The sequence below is a fragment of the Microbacterium algihabitans genome (genome assembly GCF_032464975.1).
Taxonomy (GTDB): Bacteria; Actinomycetota; Actinomycetes; order Actinomycetales; family Microbacteriaceae; genus Microbacterium; species Microbacterium algihabitans.
Genome location: NZ_JAWDIU010000001.1, coordinates 553,531 through 577,848, shown reverse-complemented (window position 1 = coordinate 577,848; position 24,318 = coordinate 553,531). Strand labels below are relative to the sequence as shown.

The 24,318-nt window shown below is 70.5% G+C and carries 24 protein-coding genes; 17 read left to right on the top strand and 7 right to left on the bottom strand.

Annotated elements, in window-relative coordinates; genetic code table 11:
* Positions 1 to 65 precede the first annotated feature (65 nt).
* Genes RWH43_RS02700 through tsaE form a run of 3 tightly spaced genes read left to right on the top strand, consistent with a single transcriptional unit; the run spans position 66 to position 2,070 of the window.
* The gene (locus tag RWH43_RS02700; protein WP_144829495.1) at positions 66 to 452 is read left to right on the top strand and encodes a holo-ACP synthase; all 387 of its coding nucleotides are present in this window, start codon (positions 66 to 68) and stop codon (positions 450 to 452) included.
* A gap of 2 nt (positions 453 to 454) precedes the next feature.
* Positions 455 to 1,570, top strand: coding sequence for an alanine racemase (alr, locus tag RWH43_RS02695; protein WP_144831852.1), 1,116 nt, complete (start codon positions 455 to 457; stop codon positions 1,568 to 1,570).
* Positions 1,567 to 2,070 carry a tRNA (adenosine(37)-N6)-threonylcarbamoyltransferase complex ATPase subunit type 1 TsaE gene (gene tsaE / locus RWH43_RS02690; protein WP_144829493.1) on the top strand — a complete coding sequence of 168 codons (504 nt, stop codon included), beginning with the start codon at positions 1,567 to 1,569 and terminating at the stop codon, positions 2,068 to 2,070. Before alr ends, tsaE begins: the two co-directional genes overlap by 4 nt.
* On the opposite strand, the gene RWH43_RS02685 is transcribed toward tsaE, so the two are convergent.
* Positions 2,048 to 3,010 (bottom strand): alpha/beta fold hydrolase, encoded by a 963-nt coding sequence (locus tag RWH43_RS02685; RefSeq protein ID WP_316000615.1) that lies wholly within the window; start codon positions 3,008 to 3,010, stop codon positions 2,048 to 2,050. The two genes, tsaE and RWH43_RS02685, sit on opposite strands and share 23 nt — an antisense overlap.
* A 64-nt stretch (positions 3,011 to 3,074) precedes the next feature.
* Here RWH43_RS02685 and tsaB point away from each other — a divergent pair, with 64 nt between their 5' ends.
* Genes tsaB through RWH43_RS02665 form a run of 4 tightly spaced genes read left to right on the top strand, consistent with a single transcriptional unit; the run spans position 3,075 to position 5,783 of the window.
* Complete coding sequence (gene tsaB, locus RWH43_RS02680; protein ID WP_316000614.1) at positions 3,075 to 3,707, top strand: tRNA (adenosine(37)-N6)-threonylcarbamoyltransferase complex dimerization subunit type 1 TsaB; 633 nt, start codon at positions 3,075 to 3,077, stop codon at positions 3,705 to 3,707.
* On the top strand, positions 3,707 to 4,234 hold the full coding sequence (gene rimI, locus RWH43_RS02675) for a ribosomal protein S18-alanine N-acetyltransferase (protein WP_154096159.1): 528 nt from the start codon (positions 3,707 to 3,709) through the stop codon (positions 4,232 to 4,234). Before tsaB ends, rimI begins: the two co-directional genes overlap by 1 nt.
* The gene (gene tsaD, locus RWH43_RS02670) at positions 4,234 to 5,334 is read left to right on the top strand and encodes a tRNA (adenosine(37)-N6)-threonylcarbamoyltransferase complex transferase subunit TsaD (RefSeq protein WP_230704193.1); all 1,101 of its coding nucleotides are present in this window, start codon (positions 4,234 to 4,236) and stop codon (positions 5,332 to 5,334) included. Before rimI ends, tsaD begins: the two co-directional genes overlap by 1 nt.
* 47 nt (positions 5,335 to 5,381) lie before the next feature.
* Positions 5,382 to 5,783, top strand: coding sequence for a hypothetical protein (locus RWH43_RS02665; RefSeq protein ID WP_316000613.1), 402 nt, complete (start codon positions 5,382 to 5,384; stop codon positions 5,781 to 5,783).
* 21 nt (positions 5,784 to 5,804) lie between these two features.
* Here RWH43_RS02665 and RWH43_RS02660 read toward each other — a convergent pair whose 3' ends face one another.
* On the bottom strand, positions 5,805 to 6,992 hold the full coding sequence (locus tag RWH43_RS02660; protein WP_316000612.1) for a THUMP-like domain-containing protein: 1,188 nt from the start codon (positions 6,990 to 6,992) through the stop codon (positions 5,805 to 5,807).
* Positions 6,993 to 7,124: 132 nt separating this feature from the next.
* Between RWH43_RS02660 and groES the strand changes: the two genes are divergently transcribed.
* The 3 genes from groES (at position 7,125) to RWH43_RS02645 (ending at position 10,079) form a co-directional block, all read left to right on the top strand.
* The gene (gene groES / locus RWH43_RS02655) at positions 7,125 to 7,421 is read left to right on the top strand and encodes a co-chaperone GroES (RefSeq protein ID WP_013583903.1); all 297 of its coding nucleotides are present in this window, start codon (positions 7,125 to 7,127) and stop codon (positions 7,419 to 7,421) included.
* A 137-nt stretch (positions 7,422 to 7,558) separates the two neighbouring features.
* The gene (gene rarD, locus RWH43_RS02650) at positions 7,559 to 8,500 is read left to right on the top strand and encodes an EamA family transporter RarD (protein WP_154096156.1); all 942 of its coding nucleotides are present in this window, start codon (positions 7,559 to 7,561) and stop codon (positions 8,498 to 8,500) included.
* A gap of 292 nt (positions 8,501 to 8,792) precedes the next feature.
* Positions 8,793 to 10,079, top strand: a complete 1,287-nt coding sequence (locus tag RWH43_RS02645; RefSeq protein ID WP_144829470.1) for an ABC transporter substrate-binding protein — start codon at positions 8,793 to 8,795, stop codon at positions 10,077 to 10,079.
* Between the two features lie 405 nt (positions 10,080 to 10,484).
* Here RWH43_RS02645 and RWH43_RS02640 read toward each other — a convergent pair whose 3' ends face one another.
* From RWH43_RS02640 to RWH43_RS02625, 4 genes are read right to left on the bottom strand one after another with little or no spacing between them, the layout of a single operon-like run.
* Positions 10,485 to 11,273: an ABC transporter ATP-binding protein gene (locus RWH43_RS02640; protein ID WP_144829467.1), complete on the bottom strand. Its 789-nt coding sequence runs from the start codon at positions 11,271 to 11,273 to the stop codon at positions 10,485 to 10,487.
* Complete coding sequence (locus RWH43_RS02635) at positions 11,273 to 12,205, bottom strand: ABC transporter ATP-binding protein (protein WP_144829463.1); 933 nt, start codon at positions 12,203 to 12,205, stop codon at positions 11,273 to 11,275. Before RWH43_RS02635 ends, RWH43_RS02640 begins: the two co-directional genes overlap by 1 nt.
* Positions 12,198 to 13,178: a branched-chain amino acid ABC transporter permease gene (locus RWH43_RS02630; RefSeq protein WP_144829460.1), complete on the bottom strand. Its 981-nt coding sequence runs from the start codon at positions 13,176 to 13,178 to the stop codon at positions 12,198 to 12,200. The genes RWH43_RS02635 and RWH43_RS02630 overlap by 8 nt, the downstream gene beginning before the upstream one ends.
* 11 nt (positions 13,179 to 13,189) lie before the next feature.
* Positions 13,190 to 14,488, bottom strand: coding sequence for a branched-chain amino acid ABC transporter permease (locus tag RWH43_RS02625; protein WP_144829457.1), 1,299 nt, complete (start codon positions 14,486 to 14,488; stop codon positions 13,190 to 13,192).
* 302 nt (positions 14,489 to 14,790) lie between these two features.
* Here RWH43_RS02625 and guaB point away from each other — a divergent pair, with 302 nt between their 5' ends.
* The 7 genes from guaB to RWH43_RS02590 all read left to right on the top strand — a co-directional run bounded on the left by guaB (position 14,791) and on the right by RWH43_RS02590 (position 23,251).
* The gene (gene guaB, locus RWH43_RS02620; protein WP_144829455.1) at positions 14,791 to 16,293 is read left to right on the top strand and encodes an IMP dehydrogenase; all 1,503 of its coding nucleotides are present in this window, start codon (positions 14,791 to 14,793) and stop codon (positions 16,291 to 16,293) included.
* Between the two features lie 77 nt (positions 16,294 to 16,370).
* Positions 16,371 to 17,057 (top strand): TMEM175 family protein, encoded by a 687-nt coding sequence (locus tag RWH43_RS02615; protein ID WP_316000611.1) that lies wholly within the window; start codon positions 16,371 to 16,373, stop codon positions 17,055 to 17,057.
* A gap of 15 nt (positions 17,058 to 17,072) precedes the next feature.
* A complete protein-coding gene (locus RWH43_RS02610; protein ID WP_154096307.1) occupies positions 17,073 to 18,188 on the top strand; it encodes a GuaB3 family IMP dehydrogenase-related protein in 1,116 nt (371 codons plus the stop codon).
* 14 nt (positions 18,189 to 18,202) lie between these two features.
* Positions 18,203 to 19,096, top strand: coding sequence for an SURF1 family protein (locus tag RWH43_RS02605; protein ID WP_316000610.1), 894 nt, complete (start codon positions 18,203 to 18,205; stop codon positions 19,094 to 19,096).
* 10 nt (positions 19,097 to 19,106) lie between these two features.
* On the top strand, positions 19,107 to 19,628 hold the full coding sequence (locus RWH43_RS02600; protein WP_144829446.1) for a DUF3817 domain-containing protein: 522 nt from the start codon (positions 19,107 to 19,109) through the stop codon (positions 19,626 to 19,628).
* A complete protein-coding gene (gene guaA / locus RWH43_RS02595; protein WP_144829443.1) occupies positions 19,625 to 21,205 on the top strand; it encodes a glutamine-hydrolyzing GMP synthase in 1,581 nt (526 codons plus the stop codon). Before RWH43_RS02600 ends, guaA begins: the two co-directional genes overlap by 4 nt.
* Before the next feature lie 678 nt (positions 21,206 to 21,883).
* Entirely contained in the window at positions 21,884 to 23,251 is a 1,368-nt protein-coding gene (locus tag RWH43_RS02590; protein ID WP_316000609.1) for a glycosyltransferase, read from the top strand.
* 301 nt (positions 23,252 to 23,552) lie between these two features.
* Here RWH43_RS02590 and RWH43_RS02585 read toward each other — a convergent pair whose 3' ends face one another.
* Positions 23,553 to 24,266, bottom strand: coding sequence for an MBL fold metallo-hydrolase (locus RWH43_RS02585; protein WP_144782685.1), 714 nt, complete (start codon positions 24,264 to 24,266; stop codon positions 23,553 to 23,555).
* Positions 24,267 to 24,318 lie beyond the last annotated feature (52 nt).

The window sequence follows — 24,318 nt, the reverse complement described above, 5'->3', positions numbered from 1 at the left end:
CCTTCGTCGTCTCGGGTGCCCGCCGGCACCGGCAGAATGGAACGGATGCCGAGAGGGGAGGGCCCATGATCGTCGGAATCGGCGTCGACCTGGTCGACGTTCCGCGGTTCGAGGAGCACCTCGCTCGCACCCCGCGCCTGCTGCCGCGTCTGTTCGCCCCCGCGGAGCGCGTGCTCAAGCCGAGATCGCTGGCCGCCCGGTACGCCGCGAAAGAAGCGCTCATCAAGGCCCTCGGAGGGTCGGACGGCGTGCACTGGACCGACATCGAGGTCACCTCGGAGCCGTCGGGTCGCCCCGTCTTCGCGCTCAGCGGAGAGACGGCGGCGACCATCGCTGCACGCGGCATCACCGCTGTGCACCTGTCGATGTCGCACGATGCCGGGCTCGCGACGGCCTACGTGGTCGCCGAGGCGGCATCCGGAATCGAACCCACCCGAGAGGACACCGCGTGAGCATGGCATCCGGGGTGCTGCGCGAAGCGCTCATCGACGTCGACGCGATCACCGAGAACGTCCGGCACCTGCGCCGGCTGACCGGCTCCGAGATCATCGCCGTGGTCAAGGCCGACGGCTACGGCCACGGTGCGTTCCGCGCGGCGCAGGCGGCGCTGCGGGGAGGGGCGACCCGCATCGGCGTCTCCGACATCGACGAGGCCCTGGCGCTGCGTCGCGCCGGCATCCGCGCCCCGCTCTTCGCGTGGCTGCACGCGCCCGGCGCGTCGTTCGTCGAGGCCGTGCGACACGAGGTCGAGCTCGGCATCTCCGACCTCGACCAGCTGTTGCGGGCAGCGGAGGCCGCCCAGGGCGAGCGCCCCGCCGCCGTCCACCTGAAGATCGAGACCGGGCTCTCGCGCAACGGCATCGCACCGGCGGACTGGCGGCAGGTGTTCTCGGAGGCCGCGCGTCTGGAGCGGATCGGTCGCCTGCGCGTGGTCGGGCTGTTCTCCCACCTGTCGAACACGAGCATCGACGACGATCGGGCGGCGCTGGCGAAGTTCGAGGAGGGCGTCGTGCTCGCCGCGGGCGTCGGCCTGACCCCTCCGCTGCGCCACATCGCCGCGACGAACGCGGCGATCGCCCTTCCCGAGGCGCGGCTGGGCTGCGTGCGCATCGGCATCGGCATCTACGGCGTCTCGCCGTTCGACGACCGGACGCCCGCCGATCTGGGTCTGCGCCCCGCGATGACCTTGCGCGGCGCCGTCGCGGCCGTGCGCCGCGTGCCCGCCGGCACCGGGGTCTCGTACGGCTACGACTACCGCACGACGACCGACACCACCCTCGCGCTCGTGCCCCTCGGGTACGCCGATGGCGTGCCGCGACAGGCCTCGGGTCGGGGCCCCGTGACGATCGGCGGTCGTCGGTTCACCGTCGCGGGTCGCATCGCGATGGACCAGTTCGTCGTCGACGTCGGCGATCACCCGGTGGCCGTGGGCGACGAGGTCGTCCTCTTCGGCGACCCGACCCTGGGTGTGCCCTCGGCGCGCGAGTGGGCGGAGGCCGCCGACACCATCGACTACGAGATCGTCACGCGGGTGGGGGCGCGCGTACCGCGACGGGAGGGCGGGGCATGAGCATTCCGGACGACCTGCTGGGCGAGCGCGTCATCGACGCCCCCGGCGACATGGAGGAGCTCGGCCGCGCGATCGGTCGCGTCCTCGAGCCGGGCGACGTCGTGGTGCTCACCGGCCCGCTCGGGGCGGGGAAGACGACCCTGACCCGGGGGATCGGCGAGGGTCTCGGCATCCGGGGTCCCGTCCAGAGTCCGACGTTCGTGATCGCGCGCACGCACCCCTCGCTGGTCGGGGGGACTCCGCTGGTGCATGTCGACGCGTACCGGCTCGGGGCGGCCGTCGAACTCGATGACCTCGACATCGACGTGGCCGGATCCGCCGTCATCGTCGAGTGGGGGCGCGGGGTCGCGGAGTACTTGGCCGACCGATGGTGGGAGATCGAGATCTCGCGTCAGGTCGGCGGCCGCGGTGTCGACAACGCCTGCGGTGAGATCGCGGTGCACACCGTCGAGCTCGACGCCGACGCCCCGCGGACGGTCACGATCTCGCGTCGTCCCTGAAACGCCGCGTCTGGCCGGTGGGCCGCTGTCGGCCGCCGGCACCGCGCGCGGGTGCGCGATGCGCCGACCACACCTCGCGGAGGGCGCGCAGCGTCTCGACCGGCTGCTCGACGTGGGCGAAGTGGCCGCTGTCGGCGAGCACGCGGTCGTCGTAGTCGCGCATGAGGCGCGCCCAATCGTGTGCGTCGCGGGCGGAGACGAAGACGTCGTGCTCGCCTCGGACCGAGCGCACGGGGCAGGAGATGCGTCGCCAGACGCCGTCGTCGTGCGTGCGCGACGCCTGCATCGCGGCGAGGAACGCCGTCGGACGGATCTCCGTGGCGAGGGCGTCGGTCACCGCCCGATCCACCCCGTCCGGATGCCGGAACAGGGGCCGCGCCAAACGGTGCAGCAGACCCGTGCGGCGCAGGACCCGCAGCAGCGGGGCGGACAGCGGTCCGAGCGCGCGCAGGATGCGCATGGCCAGAACCATCCCGGCGAGCCACGGCAACCGCGCCGCCTTCGCGATCGGGCGCCGGCCGACGGTACGTGCTCCGGCGCCGCTCGGTGAGACCACGCCGACCGCGACGGTGTCGTTCGGGAAGCGTGCGGCGACGTCGAGGGCGATCACGCCGCCGAGGGATTGGCCGACGATGCGCCAGCGCGGGTAGCCGAGTGCCCGGGCGACGGCGGCGACAGCGACCGCGAGGTCGGCGGGGTCGGGGACCGGGCCCGGCGTCTCGCCCCAGCCGGGGAGGTCGATTGCCACGATGTCGGACAGCGGCAGGCGCAGGGCGTCGGATGCCGCGATGAGCGGTACCCACGTGCGCCACGATCCCGCGGCCCCGTGCAGGAGGACCGTGGCGACGGGGTTCCCCGACGCCCGACCCGCGCGCACGACGATCGGCCCCACCCCCGTCGGAACGACGACGCGGCGCAGGCCGAGGTCGGTGGCATCCATGTCCCTTCTTCGGAGCGGAGGCGGTCCCGGATGCCGTGTCGGAGGCGCCGACTACCCTGGAACCGTGATCATCGGCATCGACACCTCGCTCGGCACCGCTGTCGCGGCCATCGCTCGCGACGGCGAGATCCTCGCCGAGGAGCAGAGCAGCAACCCTCTCGGGCACGCCGAGGTGATCGGCGGCCTGCTGCGACGCGCCACCACCGCAGCTCCCGCGCCGACGCATGTCGCGATCGGCATGGGACCGGGGCCCTTCACCGGGCTGCGCGTGGGCATCGCCACCGCTCGGGTCTATGCGCTTGGTCGCGGCGTGCCGCTGGTCGCCGTGCCGAGCCACGACGGCGTCGCCCTCGGCGTGCTGCTCGCCGACGCCCTGACCGGTACCGAGACCGGCCGCTTCGCCGTCGTGACCGACGCCCGCCGCAGAGAATTCGCCTACAGCGTCTACGACGGGCTCGACGACGACGGACTGCCCGTGCGCGTGACCGAGGCGGCTCTCAGCCCTCGCGACGACCTCGACGCGCGCCTCGAGGAGCGCGGGGCACGCCGCTACGACGCCACGAGCGTGTCGGCCGCGATGATCGCGCTCGCCGCAGCGCGCGCTCTCGACGCCGATCGCACGCTCGCCGGCCCCGAGCCGCTGTACCTGCGCAGCCCCGACGTCGTCGCCGCCCACGCGCCGAAGCGGGTCAGCTGATGTCGACGCGGGTGGCGACCGCCGCCGACCTCGACGCGATCATGGCGCTCGAGCACGCGTCGTTCCCGACCGACGCCTGGAGCCCGGCCATGATGCGCGAAGAGCTGGCCTCGCCGCACGGCTGGTACGTCGTCGTCGAAGAGGCCGGGAGTCTCGTCGGCTACGCGGGCCTGCGCGCGGTGCGCGGGGCTCGGGATGCCGACATCCAGACGATCACGATCTCCGAGTCCGCGCGGGGTCGGGGGCGGGGCCGTGCCCTTCTCGCCGCCCTGCTCGACGAAGCCGCGCGGCGCGAGGTGCACGACGTGTTCCTCGAGGTGCGCGCCGACAACCCGGTCGCGCAGAGGCTGTACCTCTCCGAGGGCTTCGTCGAGGTCGGACGACGACCGCGGTACTACCAGCCCGACGACGTCGACGCGATCGTGATGCAGCTCGACCTGCGGGGCTGGAGCGCGCGGCGTGCGCAGGAGCCGGCATCCGGGATCTCCGAGACCCCCACCACCACCAGCGGAAAGGGATGGTGCTGATGGACGCGCCCCTCGTACTCGGCATCGAGACCAGCTGCGACGAGACCGGCATCGGGATCGTGCGCGGTCGGCAGCTGCTCAGCAACACCATCGCGTCGAGTATGGACGAGCACGCGCGCTACGGCGGCGTCGTGCCCGAGGTCGCCGCGCGCGCCCACCTCGAGGCGCTGCAGCCCTCGATCGACGCCGCGCTCGCCGAGGCCGGCGTGACCCTGGCCGATCTCGACGCCGTGGCCGTGACCAGCGGCCCGGGTCTCGCCGGCGCGCTGATGGTCGGCGTCGGAGCGGCAAAGGGCCTCGCGGTCGCGCTCGACAAGCCGCTGTACGCGGTGAACCACCTGGTCGGTCACATCGCCGCCGACATCCTCGACGCCGACGCGGGCGAGCTCGAATATCCGACCGTCGCGCTGCTGGTGAGCGGCGGTCATACCTCGCTGCTGCTCGTCCGCGATCTCACCAGCGACGTCGAACTGCTGGGCGAGACGATGGACGACGCCGCGGGCGAGGCCTTCGACAAGGTCGCCCGGTTGCTGAAGCTGCCCTACCCCGGCGGACCCGAGATCGACCGGGCGGCCGCCGACGGCGATCCCACGGCGATCCGCTTCCCCCGGGGCCTCTCGCGGGCCTCCGACATGGCCGCGCACCGCTACGACTTCTCGTTCTCGGGGCTCAAGACCGCCGTCGCCCGGTGGGTGGAGCAGCACGAGGCTGCCGGTCAGCCGGTGCCGGTGTCGGACGTCGCGGCGTCGTTCCGCGAGGCCGTCGTCGACGTGCTCGTCACGAAGGCCCTCGACGCGTGCGCGCGATTCGAGGTGCCGCGTCTGCTGCTGGGCGGGGGAGTGATCGCCAACAAGCGCCTGCGCGACGTCGCCCTCGAGCGGGCGGCGGCCGCGGGCGTCGCGGTGCGCATTCCGCCCCTGCGACTGTGCACCGACAACGGTGCGATGATCGCGGCGCTCGCCGCCGAACTGATCTCGTCGGGTCGCCGCCCCTCGACGCTCGCCTTCGGGGCCGACTCGACGCTCCCGGTGACCGAGATCCAGGTGGACGAAGACCCGGATGCCGTGGCTCCGATGCTCCCCTCGGGCAGCGCCCCGTGAGCGAGCCCACACCGCCCACGCGACGCGCCCGCAAGGACGCCCCGCCCGTGCCTTCTCTCGACCCGTCGGACGCCGCCCGTCTCGCCGCGCAGGCGTCGCGGTCTGCTGCCGCCCCGGCCGACGACGACCCCGAGCGACTGCCGACCGCCCAGCTCGAGATGGCCGCCTTCGGCGATCACCTGATCCCCTACGTGCCGCCCGCACCGCCGACCCCGCGGTCGCTCGCACCGGGGGCGCTCGCGGCGGCGATCCTCGCGCTCGTCGCCTCGTTCTTCACCGGCTGGCTGCTGCCGCTGGGCGCCGTCGCGGTGATCCTGTCGATCGTCTCGCTGCGGCGACCCCACGACAGCACCCGGGTGGGGGTCTGGTCGCTGTGCCTCTCGCTGCTGTCGATCGTCTTCAGCGCCGGATGGCTGATCTGGGGTTTTTCGCAGCTCGCCGTGGTCTGACGCGTCGGAGCGGGTCTGTCGTCACACGCGGTCGGCCAGCAGGGCGAGGCGCTTCGAGCCCACGCGGGTGAGGATCAGCGTCGCCGACTCGTCGCCGCGCAGCGACAGCTTCTTGCGCAGCACCGCCGGGTCGACGTCGACGCCGCGCTTCTTGATCTCGAGGGTGCCGATGCCGCGCGCGCGAAGCGCCTGCGCGAGCTTCTTGGGGTCGGCGGGCAGCTGCTCCCGCACGCGGAACGACGACACGAACGGACTCGTCAGCGCCGCATCGGAGGTGAGGTAGGCGATGCCGGGCGCCAGCATCCCGGCATCCAGCGCTCGGGCGACCTCGCCGATGAGGCGCGCGCGGATGACGGCGCCGTCGGGTTCGTGCACGAAAGCGCCGAGCTCGCGCACCTCGACGTCGGGGGTGTCGGCGGGCGCCGTGAGCTCCCACGCGTCGCTCCCGCGCACGACGAGGGCGGCGCGCCGCACGCCTTCGCGGGCGAGGGAGCCCGACCAGAGCACGAGCTCGATGGTCGAGCCGTCGGCGCTGATCCACTGCGCCTCGAGGTCGTCGGGGATCTGGGCGCGGTCGAAGCCCGGCCCGAGCTTCACTCCGCCCGGTTTCGTCTTCAGCAGCTCGAACACCCACTCGAGAGAGGGCGACCACTCGGCGGCCGACACCTGGCGCGTCTCGGAATGGCCCGCCGTGCGTCGCGCGGGGTCGAGCCACACGGCATCCGTCCCGCTGAGGTCGACGTCTTCCGCGCGCGCGTGGGTGACAGAGGCCGCATCGCCGAACGGAGCGAGGTTGTACGCCGCGATCGCCGCGGTGACCTCGTCGGCGTCGACGGCGTGCACCCGGATGCCGATGCCCGCCATCCCGAGGGCGTCGCCGCCGATCCCGCAGCCGAGGTCGGCGACACTGTCGATGCGGGCGGCGCGGAAGCGGCCGGCGTGGCGGGCCGCGATCGACAAACGTGTCGCCTGCTCGAGGCCTGCGCGGGTGAAGAGCATGCGTTCGGCGAACGGGCCGAACTTCGTCGCCGCCTTGACCCGCAGCCGTGCCTGCCCGACGACCGCCGAGACGAGGTCGAGGGAGTGACCCGCGGCGCGCAGGCGCGACACCGTGCGGGCGGCGTCGTCGGTCGAGGCGATGGGTCCGGCCTCGTCGAGGAGGCGCAGGCCCTCGGGCGTGAGCAGGGCGGTCAGCTCGCTGGTGTCCACTGATTCAGCCTAGGCGGGCGGCCGTGTTGGCACTCGCGTTGCGTGAGTGCCAACGCTTCTCTACACTCGGATTAGCACTCTCCCCGCGTGAGTGCTGACAAGTCTTCTGTAACGAGAAAGAAGAGGTAGACCGTGTCGGTTTCCATCAAGCCGCTCGAGGACCGCATCGTCATCAAGCAGGTCGAGGCTGAGCAGACCACCGCGAGTGGTCTCGTCATCCCCGACACCGCCAAGGAGAAGCCGCAGGAGGGCGAAGTCGTCGCCGTCGGCCCCGGCCGCATCGACGACAACGGCAACCGTGTCCCCCTCGACGTCGCCGTCGGCGACCGCGTGCTCTACAGCAAGTACGGCGGCACCGAGGTCAAGTTCGGCGCCGAAGAGTACCTCGTGCTCTCGGCTCGCGACGTGCTGGCGGTCGTCGTCCGCTGATCGAGTGAGATCCTCCGAAGACCCCGGATGCCACGGCATCCGGGGTCTTCGTCGTTCCCGGGATCGGCCGGGGCCTCTGGCAGGAAAGAGTGCACCGGCGTCGCTCGGCCTCTCCTCGCGCCGCGTAGGCTGAATCGGTGACCCCCGCCGCCCCCGCACCCACCGGCGGGAGCAACCGCGGAGTGCTCTACGCCTTCTCCGCCTACCTGCTGTGGGGCGTCCTGCCCATCTACTTCCTGCAGCTCGCCCCCACCGGCCCGTTCGAGGTCGTCGCGTGGCGAATCATCCTGGCGTTCGTGTTCTGCCTCCTGCTGCTCACGGTGCTGCGCACCTGGAAGGCGTTCCTCGCGATCGTGCGCCAGCCGCGGCTGATGGCGCTCACGGCGCTGGCCGGCGTGCTGATCTACGTGAACTGGCAGACGTATCTGTTCGGGGCGCTGACCGGGCACGTGATCGAGACGAGCCTCGGCTACTTCATCAACCCGATCGTCACCGTGCTGCTGGGGGTCATCGTTCTGCGCGAGCGGCTGCGCGTGATCCCGTGGATCGCGATCGGCCTGGCCGTCGTCGCCGTCGCGGTGATCGTCATCGGCTACGGCGCCTTCCCCTGGATCGCCCTGACGCTGGCGTTCTCGTTCGGCTTCTACGGTCTCGTGAAGAAGCAGATCGGGCCGGCGGTCGACGCCGTCAGCGGGCTGACCCTCGAGTCGATGTGGCTGTTGCCGGTCGCCGTGATCCAACTGTTCTTCGTGGCGAACCTCACGGGCATCACCCTCGGCACCGCGGGCGTGCTGCACACCGTGCTCCTGCTGCTCGCCGGCGCCGTCACCGCCGTGCCCCTGCTGCTGTTCGCCTCGGGCGCGCGGCGCGTGCCGCTGACGGTGATCGGACTGCTGCAGTTCGTGGCGCCGATCATCCAGTTCGCGATCGGCGTGTGGGTGCTCGGTGAGCCGATGACCATCGAGCGGTGGATCGGCTTCGCCCTCGTGTGGATCGCCCTGGCGATGCTCAGCGTCGACTCCGTCATCGCGTCGCGGCGCAACCGCCGAGTGGTCGCCGACGTCGTCGAACCCGTCTGAGCGCCCCGCGTCCCCCGTTCGGTCTACAGACGTCGGCGGCGGGGGTCTGCCAGAGTGTGAGCACCCCGCGGGATCGCGCTTCTCGAATCGGCTCCTTCTTCGTAATCGGTCCCGTCGGGTAGGTGCGATGAGGGGCTCCGTCAACGCGCGATGCCAACCGTTATGCGGCCGTGACCGCTTCGACCCACATCGTTAACGAACGGCAACACGCGGAAAATGCGCGGCCGATTAGGTTTGGGGACACCAGGCGGCCCAAAGGGTCGCCGAACGTTCATTCACAGCAAGGAGCCCTATGAACGTCTTCACGCGTACGCGCACCGCGAAGGTCCTCGGCGGTATCGCCCTGGTCGGCGCCAGCGCGCTCGTCCTCGCCGGATGCTCTGGTGGCGGCGGCAGCGAAGCCGCAGCGCCCAGCGCATCGTCCGGCGGCGGGGCAACCTCGACCGCCGACGGCACGTTCCACGTCGGCACGATCCTGCCCGCCACGGGTAACCTCGCCTTCCTCGGCCCGCCCGAGGTCGCGGGTGTCAAGCTCGCCATCAAGGACATCGAGGCCACCGGCGGCGACTTCCCCTTCAAGACCGAGCTGACCGAGCGCGACTCGGGTGACACCACCACCGACATCGCCACGCAGTCGGCCACCGAGCTCGTCGACGCGGGCGCCGACGTCGTCATCGGTGCCGCCTCGTCGGGTGTGTCGTTCACGTTCGTCGACCAGCTGGTCAACGCGGGTGTCGTGCAGATCTCGCCGGCCAACACCTCGCCCGACTTCACGACCTACGCCGACGACGGGTACTACTGGCGCACCGCGCCCTCCGACGTGCTGCAGGGCCGCGTGCTCGGAAACCTGATGACCGGAGACGGTGCCGCCAACATCGGCATCATCTACATCAACGACCCGTACGGCATCGGCCTCAAGGACAACGCGACCAAGGCCGTTGAGGCCGCCGGTGGCGAGGTCTCGGTCGCCGTTCCCTACAACCCGGGTGACACCGTGTTCACCTCGCAGGTCGACCAGCTGCTCGCGGCCAAGCCCGACGCCGTCGCGGTCATCGCCTTCGAGGAGACCTCGTCGATCATCCCGCAGCTCGTCAGCACGCAGGGCTACCCGGCGTCGAAGGTCTACTTCGTCGACGGCAACCTGTCGAACTCGTACGAGTTCCCCGCCGGCACGCTGCAGGGCGCCAAGGGCACGCTGCCCGGCAACCCGGCCGACACCTCCTTCCAGGACCGCCTGAAGGAAGTCGACCCCGCGCTGACCGACTACAGCTACGCGCCGGAGTCGTACGACGCCGTCATCGTCGCGGCCCTCGCCGCGGCGCAGGCCAAGGACGACTCGGGTACCGCGATCCGCGACAACATGCAGTCGGTCTCCGAGGACGGCGAGAAGTGCACGACCTTCGCCGACTGCCTCAAGCTGATCAACGCCGGCACCGACATCGACTACGACGGTGTCTCGGGCCCGATCACCTTCGACGGCAACGGTGACCCGACCGAGGCGTACATCGGCATCTACCAGTACGGTGCCGACAACAAGTACACCCTGCTGAACACGGAGTTCGGTTCGCTCAACGAGTGACCTGAGTTCGTACGAGAGGCCCGGATCCGTGAGGATCCGGGCCTCTTCGCATTGCCGGGGGCGGCGTTCGGGTTGCGGGCGGCGGCGTTCGCGTTGCGGGGTCGCGGTGCGGTGTTCGCGGTGCCGGTCGAGAGCGGGTCGACGGCTCCCGTGCGCGCAGCGCGTGCGGAGGACGCGCCGGGATGCCCGTCCCGGCTCTGTGCGCCTCACAGGCGGAACGGGCGGGTCCCCGGGCCCGGGGACCACTCGCGCCATCCCGACAGCTCACAGAGCGCGTACCGGCGCACGGTCCACGCGGGCGCTCGTGGCCCGAGGCCGCCCCTCGTCGCGATCCACGCGCGCGCCGAAGCTCCCGGAACCACGAGTGCCCCGCGGCCGGAGCCGCGGGGCACTGAAGAGCCGGCGTTACTCGGCGTGGGGGTTCTTGCCGCTGTCGCGCTTGGCGTCCTCATCGGCCGCCAGGGTGCCGAGGTACAGCTCGATGACGCGGGGATCATTGAGCAGCTCGCGGCCACCGCCCGTGTACGCATCCTTGCCCTGGTCGAGCACGTACGCCCGGTGGCAGATCTGCAGGCAGCGGCGCGCGTTCTGCTCGACCATGATGATCGTCACGCCCGCGCGGTTGATCTCTGCGACGCGCAGGAACGTCTCGTCCTGACGCACGGGGGAGAGGCCGGCGGACGGCTCGTCGAGCAGCAGCACCGAGGGGTCCATCATGAGCGCGCGGCCCATGGCGACCATCTGCCGCTCACCGCCCGAGAGCGAGCCCGCGCGCTGACGGCGGCGCTTGGCCAGCTCGGGGAACAGGCCGGTCACGAACTCGAAGCGCTCCGCGAACACCTTGGGGCGCTGGAAGAGCCCCATCTGCAGGTTCTCCTCGATCGAGAGGCTCGGGAACACGTTGTTGTTCTGCGGCACCATGCCGACGCCCTTGCCGACGAGCTTGTCGGCCTTGAGCGCGGTGATGTCGTCACCGTTGAGCAGAACGGAGCCCGAACGGATCTTGACCTGGCCGAAGATGGCCTTCAGCAGCGTCGACTTGCCGGCGCCATTGGGGCCGATGATGCCGATCAGATCGCCCTGGTAGGCGTCGACGGTGCACCCGTTGAGGATGTTGACGCCCGGGAGGTATCCGGCGACCAGGTCGTCGGTGCGCAGCACGGGCGTGCGCGTGTCGGTGGCGGTCTGAGACATCAGAGCTTCCCGTCCTTCTCATCGGCGGTGAGCTCCGCCTCCGCCTCGGCGGCGGCTTCGGCCTGGATGGTCTCGAGCTGCGAGGTGGTCATGTCACCGAGGTCGGTGTCGTGGTGGGCGCCCAGGTAGGCATCGATCACTGCCTGATCGCTCATCACGGTCTCGGGCGGACCCTCGGCCACGACCCGGCCCTCGGCCATGACGATGACCCAGTCGGAGATGTGGCGCACCATGTGCATGTCGTGCTCGACGAAGAGCACGCTCATGCCCTCCTTCTTCAGGTCGAGGATGTGACCCAGCAGGCTCTGCGTGAGCGCCGGGTTGACGCCGGCCATCGGCTCGTCGAGCATGACGAGCTTCGGGTCGCTCATGAGCGCCCGCGCCATCTCGAGGAGCTTGCGCTGACCACCCGAGAGCGACGCGGCGAAGTCCTCGCGCTTGGCGTCGAGCTTGAAGCGGCGCAGCAGGTCGTCGGCGCGCTCGGTGTTCTCGGTCTCCTGCGACTTCCAGATGCCGGGGATCAGGGCGCGGAAGATGTTCTCGCCCTTCTGCCCGCGGGCTCCGAGCAGCATGTTCTGCAGCACCGACAGGCGGCCCAGCGACTTGGTGAGCTGGAAGGTGCGCACCATTCCCTTGCGCGACACCTTGAATGCGGCGACGCCGGCGAGGTTCGACCCCTCGAAGCTCCAGCGCCCGGTGTTGGGCTTGTCGAAACCGGTCAGCAGGTTGAACAGCGTGGTCTTACCGGCGCCGTTGGGACCGATCAGGGCGGTGATCTGACCGCGCGGGATCTCGAGGTGATCGACGTCGACGGCTTTGAGGCCGCCGAACTGGCGGGTGACGCTGTCGGCGACGACGATCGGGTCGACCTTCGCGCAGCCTGGGCCGACCTCGCCCTTGACGAGCGGGTGGGTGACGGTCGTGTCAGACATTGAACGACAGCTCCTTCTTGTTGCCGAAAATGCCCTGCGGCCGGAAGATCACGAGCAGCATCAAACCGATGCCGACGAGGATGAAGCGCACCTGACCCGTCTGGGTGGAGGACATGAAGCCCAGGATGCCGACGTCGCGCAGACCCACGATGATGCCGTTCGACAGCGAGAGCAGCACCCAGAAGAGCATCGCGCCGACGATGGGTCCGAGCAGGGTCGCGGCCCCACCCAGCAGGAGGGCGGTCCAGATGAAGAACGTCAGCGCCGTTCCGTAGTTACCGGGCTGCACCGCGCGGGGGAGGATGAACACCACTCCCGCCAGGCCGCCCATCACGCCGCCGAGCACGAGCGCCTGCATCTTGTAGGAGTAGACGTTCTTGCCGAGGCTGCGCACGGCGTCTTCGTCTTCGCGGATGCCCTTGACCACGCGGCCCCAGGGGCTGCGCATGAGCACGTAGACGAGGATCGTCGCGAGGATGACGAGCAGCCAGCCGAACAGGCGCACCCACCAGTCGTTCGCCGAGTAGGTCCAGGGGCCGATGCCGTAGGTGCCCGCCGGGAGCGGGTTCATCGCCTGGAATTCGCGGTTGTAGCCGTTGAGGCCCTGCGAGCCGCCGGTGATGTCCGTCAGGCCGACGGTCGAGACCACGTACCGCACGATCTCCGCCGCGGCGATGGTGACGATGGCGAGGTAGTCGGCGCGCAGACGCAGCGTCGGGATGCCGAGGATGAAGGCGAACACCACCGAGGCGACGATGGCGAGGAGGATCGCGAGCCACACGGGGGCCGAGAACGACAGGGTCGCGATGGCGAAGGCGTACGCGCCGACCGCCATGAAGCCGGCCTGGCCGAAGTTGAGCAGGCCCGCGTAGCCGAAGTGGACGCTCAGGCCGATGGCGGCGAGGGCGTAGGCCGCGGTGGTCGGGCTGATGAGCTCGCCCGCGGCGTTGTTGATGATCGAAAGCCAGTCCATGTCGTCGTTCCTCAACCGATCCGCTCTTTACGACCGAGCACACCTTGCGGCCGGAACAGCAGCACGCCGATGAGCACGATCAGGGCCACCGCATACCGAAGGTCGGGAGGGATGACGATGGTGGAAAGTTCCGTGATGATGCCGATGATGAGCGAGCCCACGAGAGCGCCGAACGCGCTGCCGAGGCCACCCAGGGTGACGGCGGCGAACAGCAGGAGCAGGATCGCGAAACCCATGTCCCAGGTGACGCCGCGGTAGAGGCCGTACAGCACGCCCGAGAGACCGGTCAGCGCTCCCGCCAGCACCCACACGATGCGGATCACGCGGTCGACGTTGATGCCGGATGCCGCGGCGAGCGAGGCGTTGTCGCTCACGGCGCGCGTGGCCTTGCCGATGCGGGTGCGCGTGAGGAAGTAGGCGACGAAGGCCAGCATCACGATGCTGACGCCCATGCTGATGATCGAGGTCAGGGTCACCGTGACGGGTCCGATGGTCACGTTGTCGGTGATGCCGGTGTCGATGTTGCGCGTGCCGCCGTCGAAGAAGTACAGGTACAGGTAGCGCAGCACGATCGACAGACCGATCGTGACGATGAGCACCTGCACCAACCCCACCCCGCGCTTTCGCAGGGGTTTGAAGAGCACGGCATCCTGTGTCCACCCGAGAGCCGCCGAGAGGGCGACGGTGAGCAGGATCGCCAGGATGATGTTCCAGCCCATGGCCGTGAACACGTAGAAGATGATCGCGCCGAAGGTGAGCATCTCGCCGTGGGCGAAGTTGTTCACGCCGGTGGTGCCGAAGATGAGCGAGATGCCGATCGCGGCGAGCGCCAGCAGCAGGCCGAAGTTCAGGCCGTAGAAGAACCGCGAGAAAAGCGTGTCCCAGATCGTGGCCGTCGCGGCCGTGCCCTCACCCGTGGGGAACAGCACGTTGACCGTGTTGGTCGTGCCGATCGTCACGTCGCGGGTGATGTTGTCGGGGTCGCGCGGGGCGACTCCGTCGGGAAGGGTGTCGACCTGCAGCTGCGCGGTGTACGCGCCCGGCCCCGGGACCGAGACCGACCAGCGCCCGTCGGCGCCGGTGGTGCCGACCTCGCTGAAGCCCGAGCCTTCGACGGTGACCTGAACCCCCTCGAGTGGCTCGTCGCCGGAGCGGATGATGCCGCCCACCGAGTACTGAGTGGACACGTCGCCGGTGCCGGCCGAGGCGGCCGGAGTCGGGGCGGGCGTCGTCTGCGCGCTCGCCGGTGAGGCGAGGAGCAGGCTCAGAACGGCGATCGCACTCGCGAGGAGCGAGACGATCACAGCCATGCGGGATAGGGATCGCGATCGTATCGCGGTGGGGGAGGAATGACCCACGGAGTCTCCAGTTCGGCAGCGCTGACGAAGTCGTCCCGTCAGCTTCGACGGTCGACGCTACGAGCGTAATGTGTCGCGCGTGTTTCCAGTGACGAGTCGTTAGCGAACCGTGTCGTCGCGGCTGCGCACGGCGGACAAACGTCCGGGAATGTCACGGACCCCTTCGACGCTTACACTTTGAGACGGAGCGCTTCGCACGCGTTCCGGCCGACGTCGTCCCGAACAGAGCAGGCGCCGCGCGCGCAGGAGGATCCATGGAGCAGCACGACCCCTTCGGTTTCATCGGACTGACCTATGACGACGTGTTGCTCCTGCCGGGGCACACCGACGTCATCCCGAGCGAGGCCGATACGTCGTCGCGTCTGTCGCGCCGCATCACGGTCGCGACGCCTCTTCTCTCGAGCGCGATGGACACCGTCACCGAAGCGCGCATGGCGATCGCGATCGCACGCCAGGGCGGCATCGGCATCGTGCACCGCAACCTCTCGATCGAGGATCAGGCCGGCATCGTCGACCAGGTCAAGCGCAGCGAGTCGGGCATGGTCTCGAACCCCATCACCACGAACCCGGATGCCACGGTCGCCGAGGTCGACGCGATGTGCGCGCAGTACCGCATCTCGGGCCTGCCGGTGGTCGACCCCGACGGCGTGCTGGTCGGCATCATCACCAACCGCGACATGCGCTTCGTCTCGGGCTTCGAGCGCCAGACCACCAAGGTCAAGGACGTGATGACCAAGGACGGTCTGATCACCGGGCACGTCGGCATCCACGCCAACGATGTCATCGCGACCTTCGCCAAGCACCGCGTCGAGAAGCTGCCGCTCGTCGACGACGAGGGCAAGCTCGCCGGTCTCATCACCATCAAGGACTTCGACAAGAGCGAGAAGTACCCCCTCGCCACCAAGGACGAGCAGGGACGCCTGCGCGTCGGCGCGGCGATCGGCTTCTTCGGCGACGCCTGGCAGCGTGCCGAGGCGCTCCGCGACGCGGGCGTCGACGTGCTCGTCGTCGACACCGCCAACGGTCAGTCGGCGGGCGTGATCGACATCGTGCGGCGCGTCAAGGCCGATCCGACGTTCGACCACATCGACGTCATCGGCGGCAACGTCGCCACGCGCGAGGGGGCCCAGGCGCTCATCGACGCGGGCGTCGACGCCGTGAAGGTGGGCGTCGGCCCGGGCTCCATCTGCACCACCCGCGTCGTCGCGGGCGTCGGTGTCCCCCAGGTGACCGCGATCTACGAAGCCGCGAAGGCGGCGATCCCCGCGGGCGTGCCCGTGATCGCCGACGGTGGGCTGCAGTATTCGGGCGACATCGCCAAGGCCCTCGTGGCCGGCGCCGACACCGTGATGCTCGGCTCGCTCCTCGCGGGAACCGACGAGTCGCCGGGCGAGATCGTCTTCCAGGGCGGCAAGCAGTTCAAGCAGTACCGCGGGATGGGCTCGCTCGGTGCCCTGCAGACGCGCGGCAAGAAGACCTCGTACTCGAAGGACCGCTACTTCCAGGCGGACGTGCCGAGCGACGACAAGCTGATCCCCGAGGGCATCGAGGGTCAGGTGCCCTACCGCGGACCCGTCGCGGCCGTGGCCTACCAGCTGATCGGCGGACTGCGTCAGTCGATGTTCTACGTCGGCGCTCGCACCGTCGAGGAGCTCAAGACCAAGGGCAAGTTCGTCCGCATCACCTCGGCGGGACTCAAGGAGTCGCACCCGCACGACGTGCAGATCGTCGTCGAGGCGCCGAACTACAAGAAGTAATCGCGTCGCACGAAGGGCCGGGCCGATAGCCCGGCCCATTGTGGTCTCAGAGGGACGTGCGCGGCTACGCTGTGCGCATGATCCGACGGCGCAGCCACCCGGCGGCGTCGATGTCGGCGCGGCGGACCGAGGCGTTCACCGACGGCGTCTTCGCGATCGCGGCCACGTTGCTCGTGCTGGGGCTGACCGATCAGTCGCTGGGGTCGCCCACCACGGACGACGCGTTGGCTCGGGGTCTGCTCGATCTCGCCCACCCGCTGTTCTCGTTCGTCATCAGCTTCCTCATCCTGTGCGTGATGTGGATGACCCACGTGCGCCAGTTCGAGTGGATCGTGCGAATCGACGACACCGGCATGTGGATCAACAACATCCGGTTGCTGCTGGTCGTGCTCGTGCCGTTCACCTCGTCGCTGGACACCACCCACTCCGACCTCCTTCTCGGTCGCGTCCTGCTCCCCGTCAACTTCTTCCTCGCGATCGTCATGGGCTGGCTGCAGTGGGCGTGGGCCGTGCACTCGGGGGCGATCGCCGATCTGACGCGGGACGACGCGCGGCGACTGGGTCGCGCGAGCCTCAGCGCGGTCATCCTCAGCGCGGCGGCGATGCTGCTGAGCCCGCTGCTCGGCTCGATCGGCTTCGTGCTGTTCGCCTTCGACGGCCTGCTCACCCGCCTGCTGCGGGGCTCGGACGATCCGCTGAGTCCGCCCTCTGCGTCTGCTGCGCAGTCCGACGCGGCCGACGGCGATGTCGGAGGGCGCGGGTAGGCTGGTCGGGTGACCATGGAGATCGATCTCGGCCGCGCCAAGCGCGCCCGCCGCGCGTACACCTTCGACGACATCGCCGTCGTGCCGTCGCGGCGCACGCGCAACCCCGAAGACGTCTCGACCGCGTGGACCATCGACGCGTTCCCGTTCGAGATCCCGGTGCTCGGTGCGCCGATGGACTCCGTGGTCAGCCCGCGCACCGCGATCGAGCTCGGGCGCCTCGGCGGCCTGGGCGTCCTCGACCTCGAGGGGCTCTGGACGCGGTACGACGACCCCGAGCCGCTCCTGGCCGAGATCGCGACGCTGCCCGAGGCCGACGCCACGCGGCGCATGCAGCAGTTGTACTCCGAGCCCATCAAGCCCGAGCTCGTGCGCGACCGCCTCGCCGAGGTGCGCGCTGCGGGCGTGACCGTCGCGGGTGCCCTCACTCCGCAGCGCACCAACGACCTGTACGAGACCGTCGTCGCCGCCGGCGTCGACCTGTTCGTCATCCGTGGCACTACGGTCTCGGCCGAGCACGTCTCGAGCGTCGACGAGCCCCTGAACCTGAAGAAGTTCATCTACGACCTCGACGTGCCCGTGATCGTCGGCGGCGCCGCGACCTACACCGCCGCTTTGCACCTCATGCGCACGGGGGCCGCGGGCGTGCTGGTCGGCTTCGGCGGCGGTGCGGCCTCGACGACGCGCGCCACGCTGGGCCTGCACGCGCCCATGGCCACCGCGGTCGCCGACGTCGCCGGCGCCCGTCGCGACTACCTCGACGAGTCGGGCGGACGCTACGTGCACGTGATCGCCGACGGCGGGGTCGGAACCTCCGGTGACATCGTGAAGGCTCTCGCCATGGGCGCGGATGCCGTCATGCTCGGTGTCGCGCTCGCGCGAGCGACCGATGCCCCCGGCCGCGGTTTCCACTGGGGTCCCGAGGCGCACCACGCCAAGCTGCCGCGCGGACGCCGCGTGGCCGTCGATCGCGTGGGCCCGCTCGAGCAGGTCCTCTACGGTCCCGCGCCCGTCGCCGACGGCACCGCCAACCTCATCGGCGCCCTCAAGAAGTCGATGGCGACCACCGGGTACTCCGACCTCAAGGAGTTTCAGCGCGTCGAGGTCGTCGTCGCGCCCTACGGGCACTGACCTCCGAAAGCCCCATGACCTCCACCCCCATGACCGAGCCGGCGCCGCCGCAGATCTTTCCGCCGACGCTGCGCGAGGTCATGCTGCGCCCGCGCTGGATCGCGCTGCTGGCGTTCTCACTCGTGGTCGCGGGGGTACTCGCGTGGCTCGGGCAGTGGCAGCTGGGTCGTGCCGTCGACACGTCGCCGCCCGAGCCGGGACTGACCGAGGTCGTGCAACCGCTCGCCGACGTCGTCAAACCGGGCGACTACCTCCCCGAACCCCTCGTGGGGCAGCGGGTCGAGGTAAGCGGCACGTGGGTGGCATCCGACTTCATCGTCGTCTCGTCGCGCTACAACAACGACGTCGAGGGCTACTGGGTGACCGGCCAGCTCCGCGTCGCGGGTGCGGTCACGCCGACCTCGATCGCCGTGGCGACCGGGTGGACGAGCAGCCTCGACCAGGCGAACGCCGCGGCCGCCCAGCTCGAGGCCGACGCGGGGGCGAATCCCGCCGCCGTCGTCGAGGTGACCGGGCGCCTGATCTCCGACGAAGGGCCCTCGGTGCCGCCCGCCGGGGTCGACCCGCAGACGCTGGTCAAGATGTCGCCGGCCATGCTGCTCGGCCGCTGGCACGACACCGCCGACCTCGACGTCTACCGGCAGTACGTCGCCTCCCAGACGGCGATCGGTCCCCTCGACGACATCGCCTCGCCCGCGCCCGACGAGCGTTCCCGGGTCAACTGGCTCAACATCTTCTACGCGGCGGAATGGGCGATCTTCGCCGGCTTCGCGCTGTACCTCTGGTACCGCCTCGCGCGTGACGCGTGGGAGAAAGAAGTCGAAGACCTCGAAGACGAACAGGCCGAGGCTCTCGCGGAAAGCTCCGCGTCGAGCAGTCCGGCAGGAGCCGCGGAAAGCCGCGACTAGACTGGCATCCATGCCCCGCGCCCCCAAGCTCGCCTCGTTCCCGGCGATCCGCGGAGCCCTGAAGTTCTACCAGATCTGCTCCGTCATCACCGGTATCGGCCTGCTGCTGCTGGTCACCGAGATGATCCTGAAGTACACGCCCATTCACGTGGAGCTGTTCCTCGGCGGATCCGGCGGCTTCCTGTGGTTCGCGGATGCCGTGCCCGGTCCCGACTGCCAGTGGTTCTCGCTCTTCATGCCCGGCGGTAACGGCTGCAGCATCCTCTCGACCGGCGACGGAGTGAACGTCTCGCTGGCGATCCTCGTGGCCCACGGCTGGTTCTACGTCGTCTACCTGTTCTCGTGCTTCCGCGTGTGGAGCCTCATGCGGTGGCCCTTCAGCCGGTTCGTGTTCCTCGCCCTCGGTGGCGTCGTGCCGTTCCTGTCCTTCATCCTCGAAGTGCGCACCGCCCGCCGCGTGCGCGCCTACCTCGCCGAGCGAGAAGCCGCCCAGGCCGCCGCTCCCGTACCCGCCCCGGAAGGCAACCGGTGACCGAACAGACCGAAACGTCCCAGCGCCCCGTCCTCGTCGTCGACTTCGGCGCCCAGTACGCGCAGTTGATCGCCCGTCGCGTCCGCGAAGCGGGCGTGTACAGCGAGATCGTGCCGCACACCGCCACCGCCGACGAGATCGCGGCAAAGAACCCCGTCGGCCTCATCCTGTCGGGTGGCCCCTCGTCGGTGTACGAAGAAGGAGCCCCGAGCCTCGACTCGGGCGTCTTCGACCTCGACGTGCCCACGCTCGGCATCTGCTACGGCTTCCAGGTGATGGCCAAGGCGCTCGGCGGCGAGGTGGCCAACACCGGCCTCCGCGAATACGGGGCGACGGATGCCACTGTCGTCACCGAGGGCACTCTGCTCGAGGGTCAGCCCGCCGAGCAGAACGTCTGGATGAGCCACGGCGACCAGGTGTCGCGCGCCCCCGAGGGCTTCGAGGTGCTCGCCCGCACGGCGCACACCCCCGTCGCGGCGTTCGCGAACGACGCCCGCCGCATGTACGGCGTGCAGTGGCACCCCGAGGTCAAGCACTCCGACCACGGCCAGCAGGTGCTCGAGAACTTCCTCCACAAGGCCGCAGGGCTCCCCGCCGACTGGAACAGCGGAAACGTCATCGCCGAACAGGTCGAGCGCATCCGTCAGCAGGTCGGCACCAGCCGCGTCATCTCGGCCCTCTCGGGTGGCGTCGACTCCGCCGTCTCGACGGCCCTCGTGCACGAGGCCGTCGGCGACCAGCTCATCGCCGTGTTCGTCGACCACGGACTGCTGCGCAAGGGCGAGCGCGAGCAGGTCGAGAACGACTACGTCGCCTCGACCGGCGTGAAGCTCATCACCGTCGACGCGCGCGAGACGTTCCTCGACGCCCTCGCCGGAGTCAGCGACCCCGAGCAGAAGCGCAAGATCATCGGCCGCGAGTTCATCCGCGCGTTCGAGAAGGTCCAGGCCGACCTCGTCGCCGAAGCCAAGGCCGAAGGCGAGCAGGTGCGCTTCCTCGTGCAGGGCACCCTGTACCCCGACGTCGTCGAGTCCGGTGGCGGCGCCGGTACGGCGAACATCAAGAGCCACCACAACGTCGGCGGCCTGCCCGAAGACCTGCAGTTCGAGCTCGTCGAGCCGCTGCGCACCCTCTTCAAAGACGAGGTGCGCGCGATCGGCCGCGAACTCGGCCTGCCCGAGGCCATCGTCGGCCGTCAGCCCTTTCCGGGGCCCGGTCTTGGCATCCGCATCGTGGGCGAGGTCACCGCTGACCGTCTCGAGATCCTGCGTGAGGCCGACGCCATCGCCCGCGCCGAGCTGACCAAGGCGGGCCTCGACAACGAGATCTGGCAGTGCCCCGTCGTGCTGCTCGCCGACGTACGCTCGGTCGGCGTGCAGGGCGACGGCCGCACCTACGGCCACCCCATCGTGCTGCGCCCCGTCTCGAGCGAAGACGCCATGACCGCCGACTGGACGCGCCTGCCCTACGACGTGCTGTCGAAGATCTCGAACCGCATCACCAACGAAGTGCGCGACGTCAACCGCGTGGTTCTCGACGTGACGTCGAAGCCGCCGGGGACGATCGAGTGGGAGTGAGCGTCTAGCCTGCGCCCGCGCCGACGTCGTCGGCCGGCTCCGGGGCACCGCCTTCGGGTCGAGAGCGGGGCCCCTACCCCGATCGACCCGGAGGCGGTGCTCCTTCGCCGTCCGGCGCCGGCGTCGCTCTGTCTCGACGCGGAGGGTATGTGGCGGGGCCCCTACCCCGATTGACTCGGGAGGGCGTGTCACTTCGCCTTGCGTGCGCGGCGGCACTCGCGCTCCGCCCGCCCGGTTGCCGGGTTTGGGGCGGCATTTTTCGTTTGGGGCGGGAAAAATGCGCCCCGGGCGACGGAATCTGCCCCAAACCATGTCACGACGTGGCCCCGGGGCCACGTTTGGCGCCCCGGGGCCATGTGCGGCGCCCCGGCGACATCGGCGGCTGCACGGGCGGCGCCCGGGGCCACCGCCCGCGACCCGATGGGCACGCTGGCAGACCGCAGCCCCGGCGCGCGCAAACCGCGCACGCCAGCGCCCGGGACCCGATGAGCCACGAGGCGCCCGCGGCTCCGGCGCGCCGCGGACCGCGCCCGCCGGACCCGATGGGCACGCCGGCAGACCGCAGCCCCGGCGCGCGCAGACCGCGCACGCCAGAGCCCGGGACCCGATGGACAGGGCGGGGCGCCCGCGGCTCCGGCGCGCCGCGGACCGCGCGGCGGGTGGGGGAGGATGGGGGGCGTGACTTCCGGCGACTTCCCCGACGCGTGGTACCTCATCCTGTCGAGCCGGCTGATCCCCGACCTCGACGGCGGATACACGATCGCCACCCTCTCGCGAGCGCGACAGATGGCGGATGCCGGCGCGGACACCCTTCTGCTGACCGTCGACCCCGGTGACGCCGACGCCCACTCCGCGCAGCGCGCGACCTTCGTCGAGCGGGGGACGGCTGCGGCATCCGGGATCTTCCGAAACCTCTTCGACGAGGCCGTCGACGTGCGGGGAGGGGCGGCGGAGTGGGTGCGCGACGCGGCGCATCCCGGTGACGCCGATCCGGCACTGGAGTACCGCGGCGTGGCCGGGGGAGCGGTCGAGCTCCCCGTGGTGATCGACCCCGACTGGCACCTCACGACGGCGCCGATCGTGATCCGGGATGCCGCGGGTAAAAACGTCGGCGTGATCGACGGATTCGGGGCGCTGTACCGCGCCTGGCTGACCCACCTGGCCGGCCGGCTCCACGCCGAGAACGACCGGCCGATCGTCGTCATCTGCGAATCGCGGCAGCTCGGCGAGGTCATCGCGGGCTGGGGTGACGACGCCGTGCGGATCGTGCACACCGTGCACACGATCCACCTCGAGCCGCCGTTCCAGGCCGACTCCGACCTCAACCCGCTCTGGACGCGGTGGTTCGAGATCGCTTCGCGCTTCGACGCCGTGCTGTGGCCGACCGCATACCAGCGCGACGACGTGCGCGCCCGCTTCGGCACCGCCGCGAACGACGTGGTCGCGCCGCACGGGGTGAAGGCTACTGATGCCGTCGTGCCCGCGTCGCAGCGGGAGCGCGGCCTCGTTGTGGTGCTGGGGCGGCTCGCGCCGGGTAAGCGTCTGGATCGAGCGATCAAGGCCTTCGCCCGCGTGCTCGATGACGTGCCGGACGCCCGGCTCGAGCTTTGGGGCGAGGGTGCTCAGCGGGGTGCGCTCGAAGCGCTCGTCGCCGACCGCGGACTCGCGCACGCCGTCTCGCTACCGGGACTCACGACCGAGCCGGGGGCGGTGCTCGATCGCGCCGCGGTGTACCTGACGACCTCCGGCTTCGAGGGGCAGGGGCTCGCCCTCGCCGAAGCCCTCGCGCACGGCACTCCCGTGATCGCGTGGGACATCCGCTACGGCCCGCGCGACATGCTGGCGTCGGGTGGCGGCATCCTGGTTCCGGACGGTGACGACGACGCTCTGGTCGACGCGCTGCGGCGGGTGCTCACGGACGACGGGCTGCGCGAGAGTCTTGCGGCCGAGGCGCGGCAGGCGGCGGATGCCGTGAGCCCGGCGCGCGCGATGCACACGCTCGCCGCGGTCGTACGCGAGGTGCTGGGCAGGCCGCGCCGGCGCTGACGACGGGCAACCGCGACAGCCGCTCGACCTTTCTACCGCGTTCGCCGCATCGGCCAAAGAGTCGCGGTACGCCGGGCCGCACCCTGTCGGCATCCACGCCCGCGACACGATCCAGTGAGGCGAGCGCCTCGGTCGGGCCGTCGATGACGGGCGGCGCGTCCGCTCTGACCGACACCGGCCGAGCCGCGTCGGCGTCCGCGCCCTGCTGTGACCGGGTGAGGCGAGCGCCTCGACCCGGTCGTCGGTGAAGGGTGGAGCGTCCGCTCAGGCCGACACGGTCCGAGCCGCGTCGGCGTCCGCGTCAGCCCCGCGCGACCTTCCGCACCGCGTCGGCCGCATCGGCCGGCGAGCCGCGGAACGCCGGGCCGTGGCCGGGCAGCACCCAGTCGGCATCCAGTCCCGCAATGCGATCCAGCGAGGCGAGGGCCTCGGCCGGGTCGTCGGTGAACGGCGCCGGTCCGGGGCCGGTGCGACCGGTCAGGACGTGTCGGGTCGTGAGGGCGTCGCCGACGAACACGGCGCGAACCGCGGGGGAGAAGACCGCGACGCTGCCCGGCGAGTGGCCGGGCATGCCGACGATGCGGGGGCTTCCGGGCAGGTCGAGGGTCTCGCCGTCGGCGACCTCGCGCACCTCGGTCAGCCACTGCGGACGCATGCCCTTGCGGAGGCCGAAGGCGGCGAAGCCCAGCAGTGGTCCGAGACGGAAGGGACCCATTGCGGTCTTGGGCTTGTCGCCGCCGCGCGCCCGGTCGGCGTCGGCTGCGTGGACGAAGACGGGCACGCCGTGCTCGCGGCGGAGGCGTTCGGCGAATCCGACGTGGTCGCTGTCGCCGTGGGTGAGGATGACGCCGCGGATGTCGTCGGGCGTCCGGCCGATGCTCTGCAGCTCCCGGAGCAGGTCGGCGTACATTCCGGGGAGCCCGGCGTCCACGAGAGTGATGCCCTCGGGGGCGACGACGAGGTACGAGGCGACGATGTCGTTGCCGATGCGGTGGAGCGATGGCGCGAGTCTCATGGGGTGCCTTTCAGGATGGCTACGAGTGTTAGCCATGATAGCTTATAAGCGT

What these genes read in the sequence shown, in the direction of transcription:
- RWH43_RS02615 (WP_316000611.1), top strand. Translation starts at nt 16,371, where the DNA reads ATGATCCGACGGCGCAGCCACCCGGCGGCGTCGATGTCGGCGCGGCGG.
- rimI (WP_154096159.1), top strand. Translation starts at nt 3,707, where the DNA reads ATGTCGACGCGGGTGGCGACCGCCGCCGACCTCGACGCGATCATGGCG.
- RWH43_RS02685 (WP_316000615.1), bottom strand. Translation starts at nt 3,010, where the DNA reads ATGGATGCCACCGACCTCGGCCTGCGCCGCGTCGTCGTTCCGACGGGG.
- RWH43_RS02585 (WP_144782685.1), bottom strand. Translation starts at nt 24,266, where the DNA reads ATGAGACTCGCGCCATCGCTCCACCGCATCGGCAACGACATCGTCGCC.
- guaB (WP_144829455.1), top strand. Translation starts at nt 14,791, where the DNA reads ATGGAGCAGCACGACCCCTTCGGTTTCATCGGACTGACCTATGACGAC.
- RWH43_RS02600 (WP_144829446.1), top strand. Translation starts at nt 19,107, where the DNA reads ATGCCCCGCGCCCCCAAGCTCGCCTCGTTCCCGGCGATCCGCGGAGCC.
- tsaD (WP_230704193.1), top strand. Translation starts at nt 4,234, where the DNA reads ATGGACGCGCCCCTCGTACTCGGCATCGAGACCAGCTGCGACGAGACC.
- RWH43_RS02635 (WP_144829463.1), bottom strand. Translation starts at nt 12,205, where the DNA reads ATGTCTGACACGACCGTCACCCACCCGCTCGTCAAGGGCGAGGTCGGC.
- RWH43_RS02625 (WP_144829457.1), bottom strand. Translation starts at nt 14,488, where the DNA reads ATGGCTGTGATCGTCTCGCTCCTCGCGAGTGCGATCGCCGTTCTGAGC.
- RWH43_RS02640 (WP_144829467.1), bottom strand. Translation starts at nt 11,273, where the DNA reads ATGTCTCAGACCGCCACCGACACGCGCACGCCCGTGCTGCGCACCGAC.
- RWH43_RS02605 (WP_316000610.1), top strand. Translation starts at nt 18,203, where the DNA reads ATGACCTCCACCCCCATGACCGAGCCGGCGCCGCCGCAGATCTTTCCG.
- RWH43_RS02630 (WP_144829460.1), bottom strand. Translation starts at nt 13,178, where the DNA reads ATGGACTGGCTTTCGATCATCAACAACGCCGCGGGCGAGCTCATCAGC.
- RWH43_RS02610 (WP_154096307.1), top strand. Translation starts at nt 17,073, where the DNA reads ATGGAGATCGATCTCGGCCGCGCCAAGCGCGCCCGCCGCGCGTACACC.
- tsaE (WP_144829493.1), top strand. Translation starts at nt 1,567, where the DNA reads ATGAGCATTCCGGACGACCTGCTGGGCGAGCGCGTCATCGACGCCCCC.
- RWH43_RS02700 (WP_144829495.1), top strand. Translation starts at nt 66, where the DNA reads ATGATCGTCGGAATCGGCGTCGACCTGGTCGACGTTCCGCGGTTCGAG.
- RWH43_RS02645 (WP_144829470.1), top strand. Translation starts at nt 8,793, where the DNA reads ATGAACGTCTTCACGCGTACGCGCACCGCGAAGGTCCTCGGCGGTATC.
- alr (WP_144831852.1), top strand. Translation starts at nt 455, where the DNA reads ATGGCATCCGGGGTGCTGCGCGAAGCGCTCATCGACGTCGACGCGATC.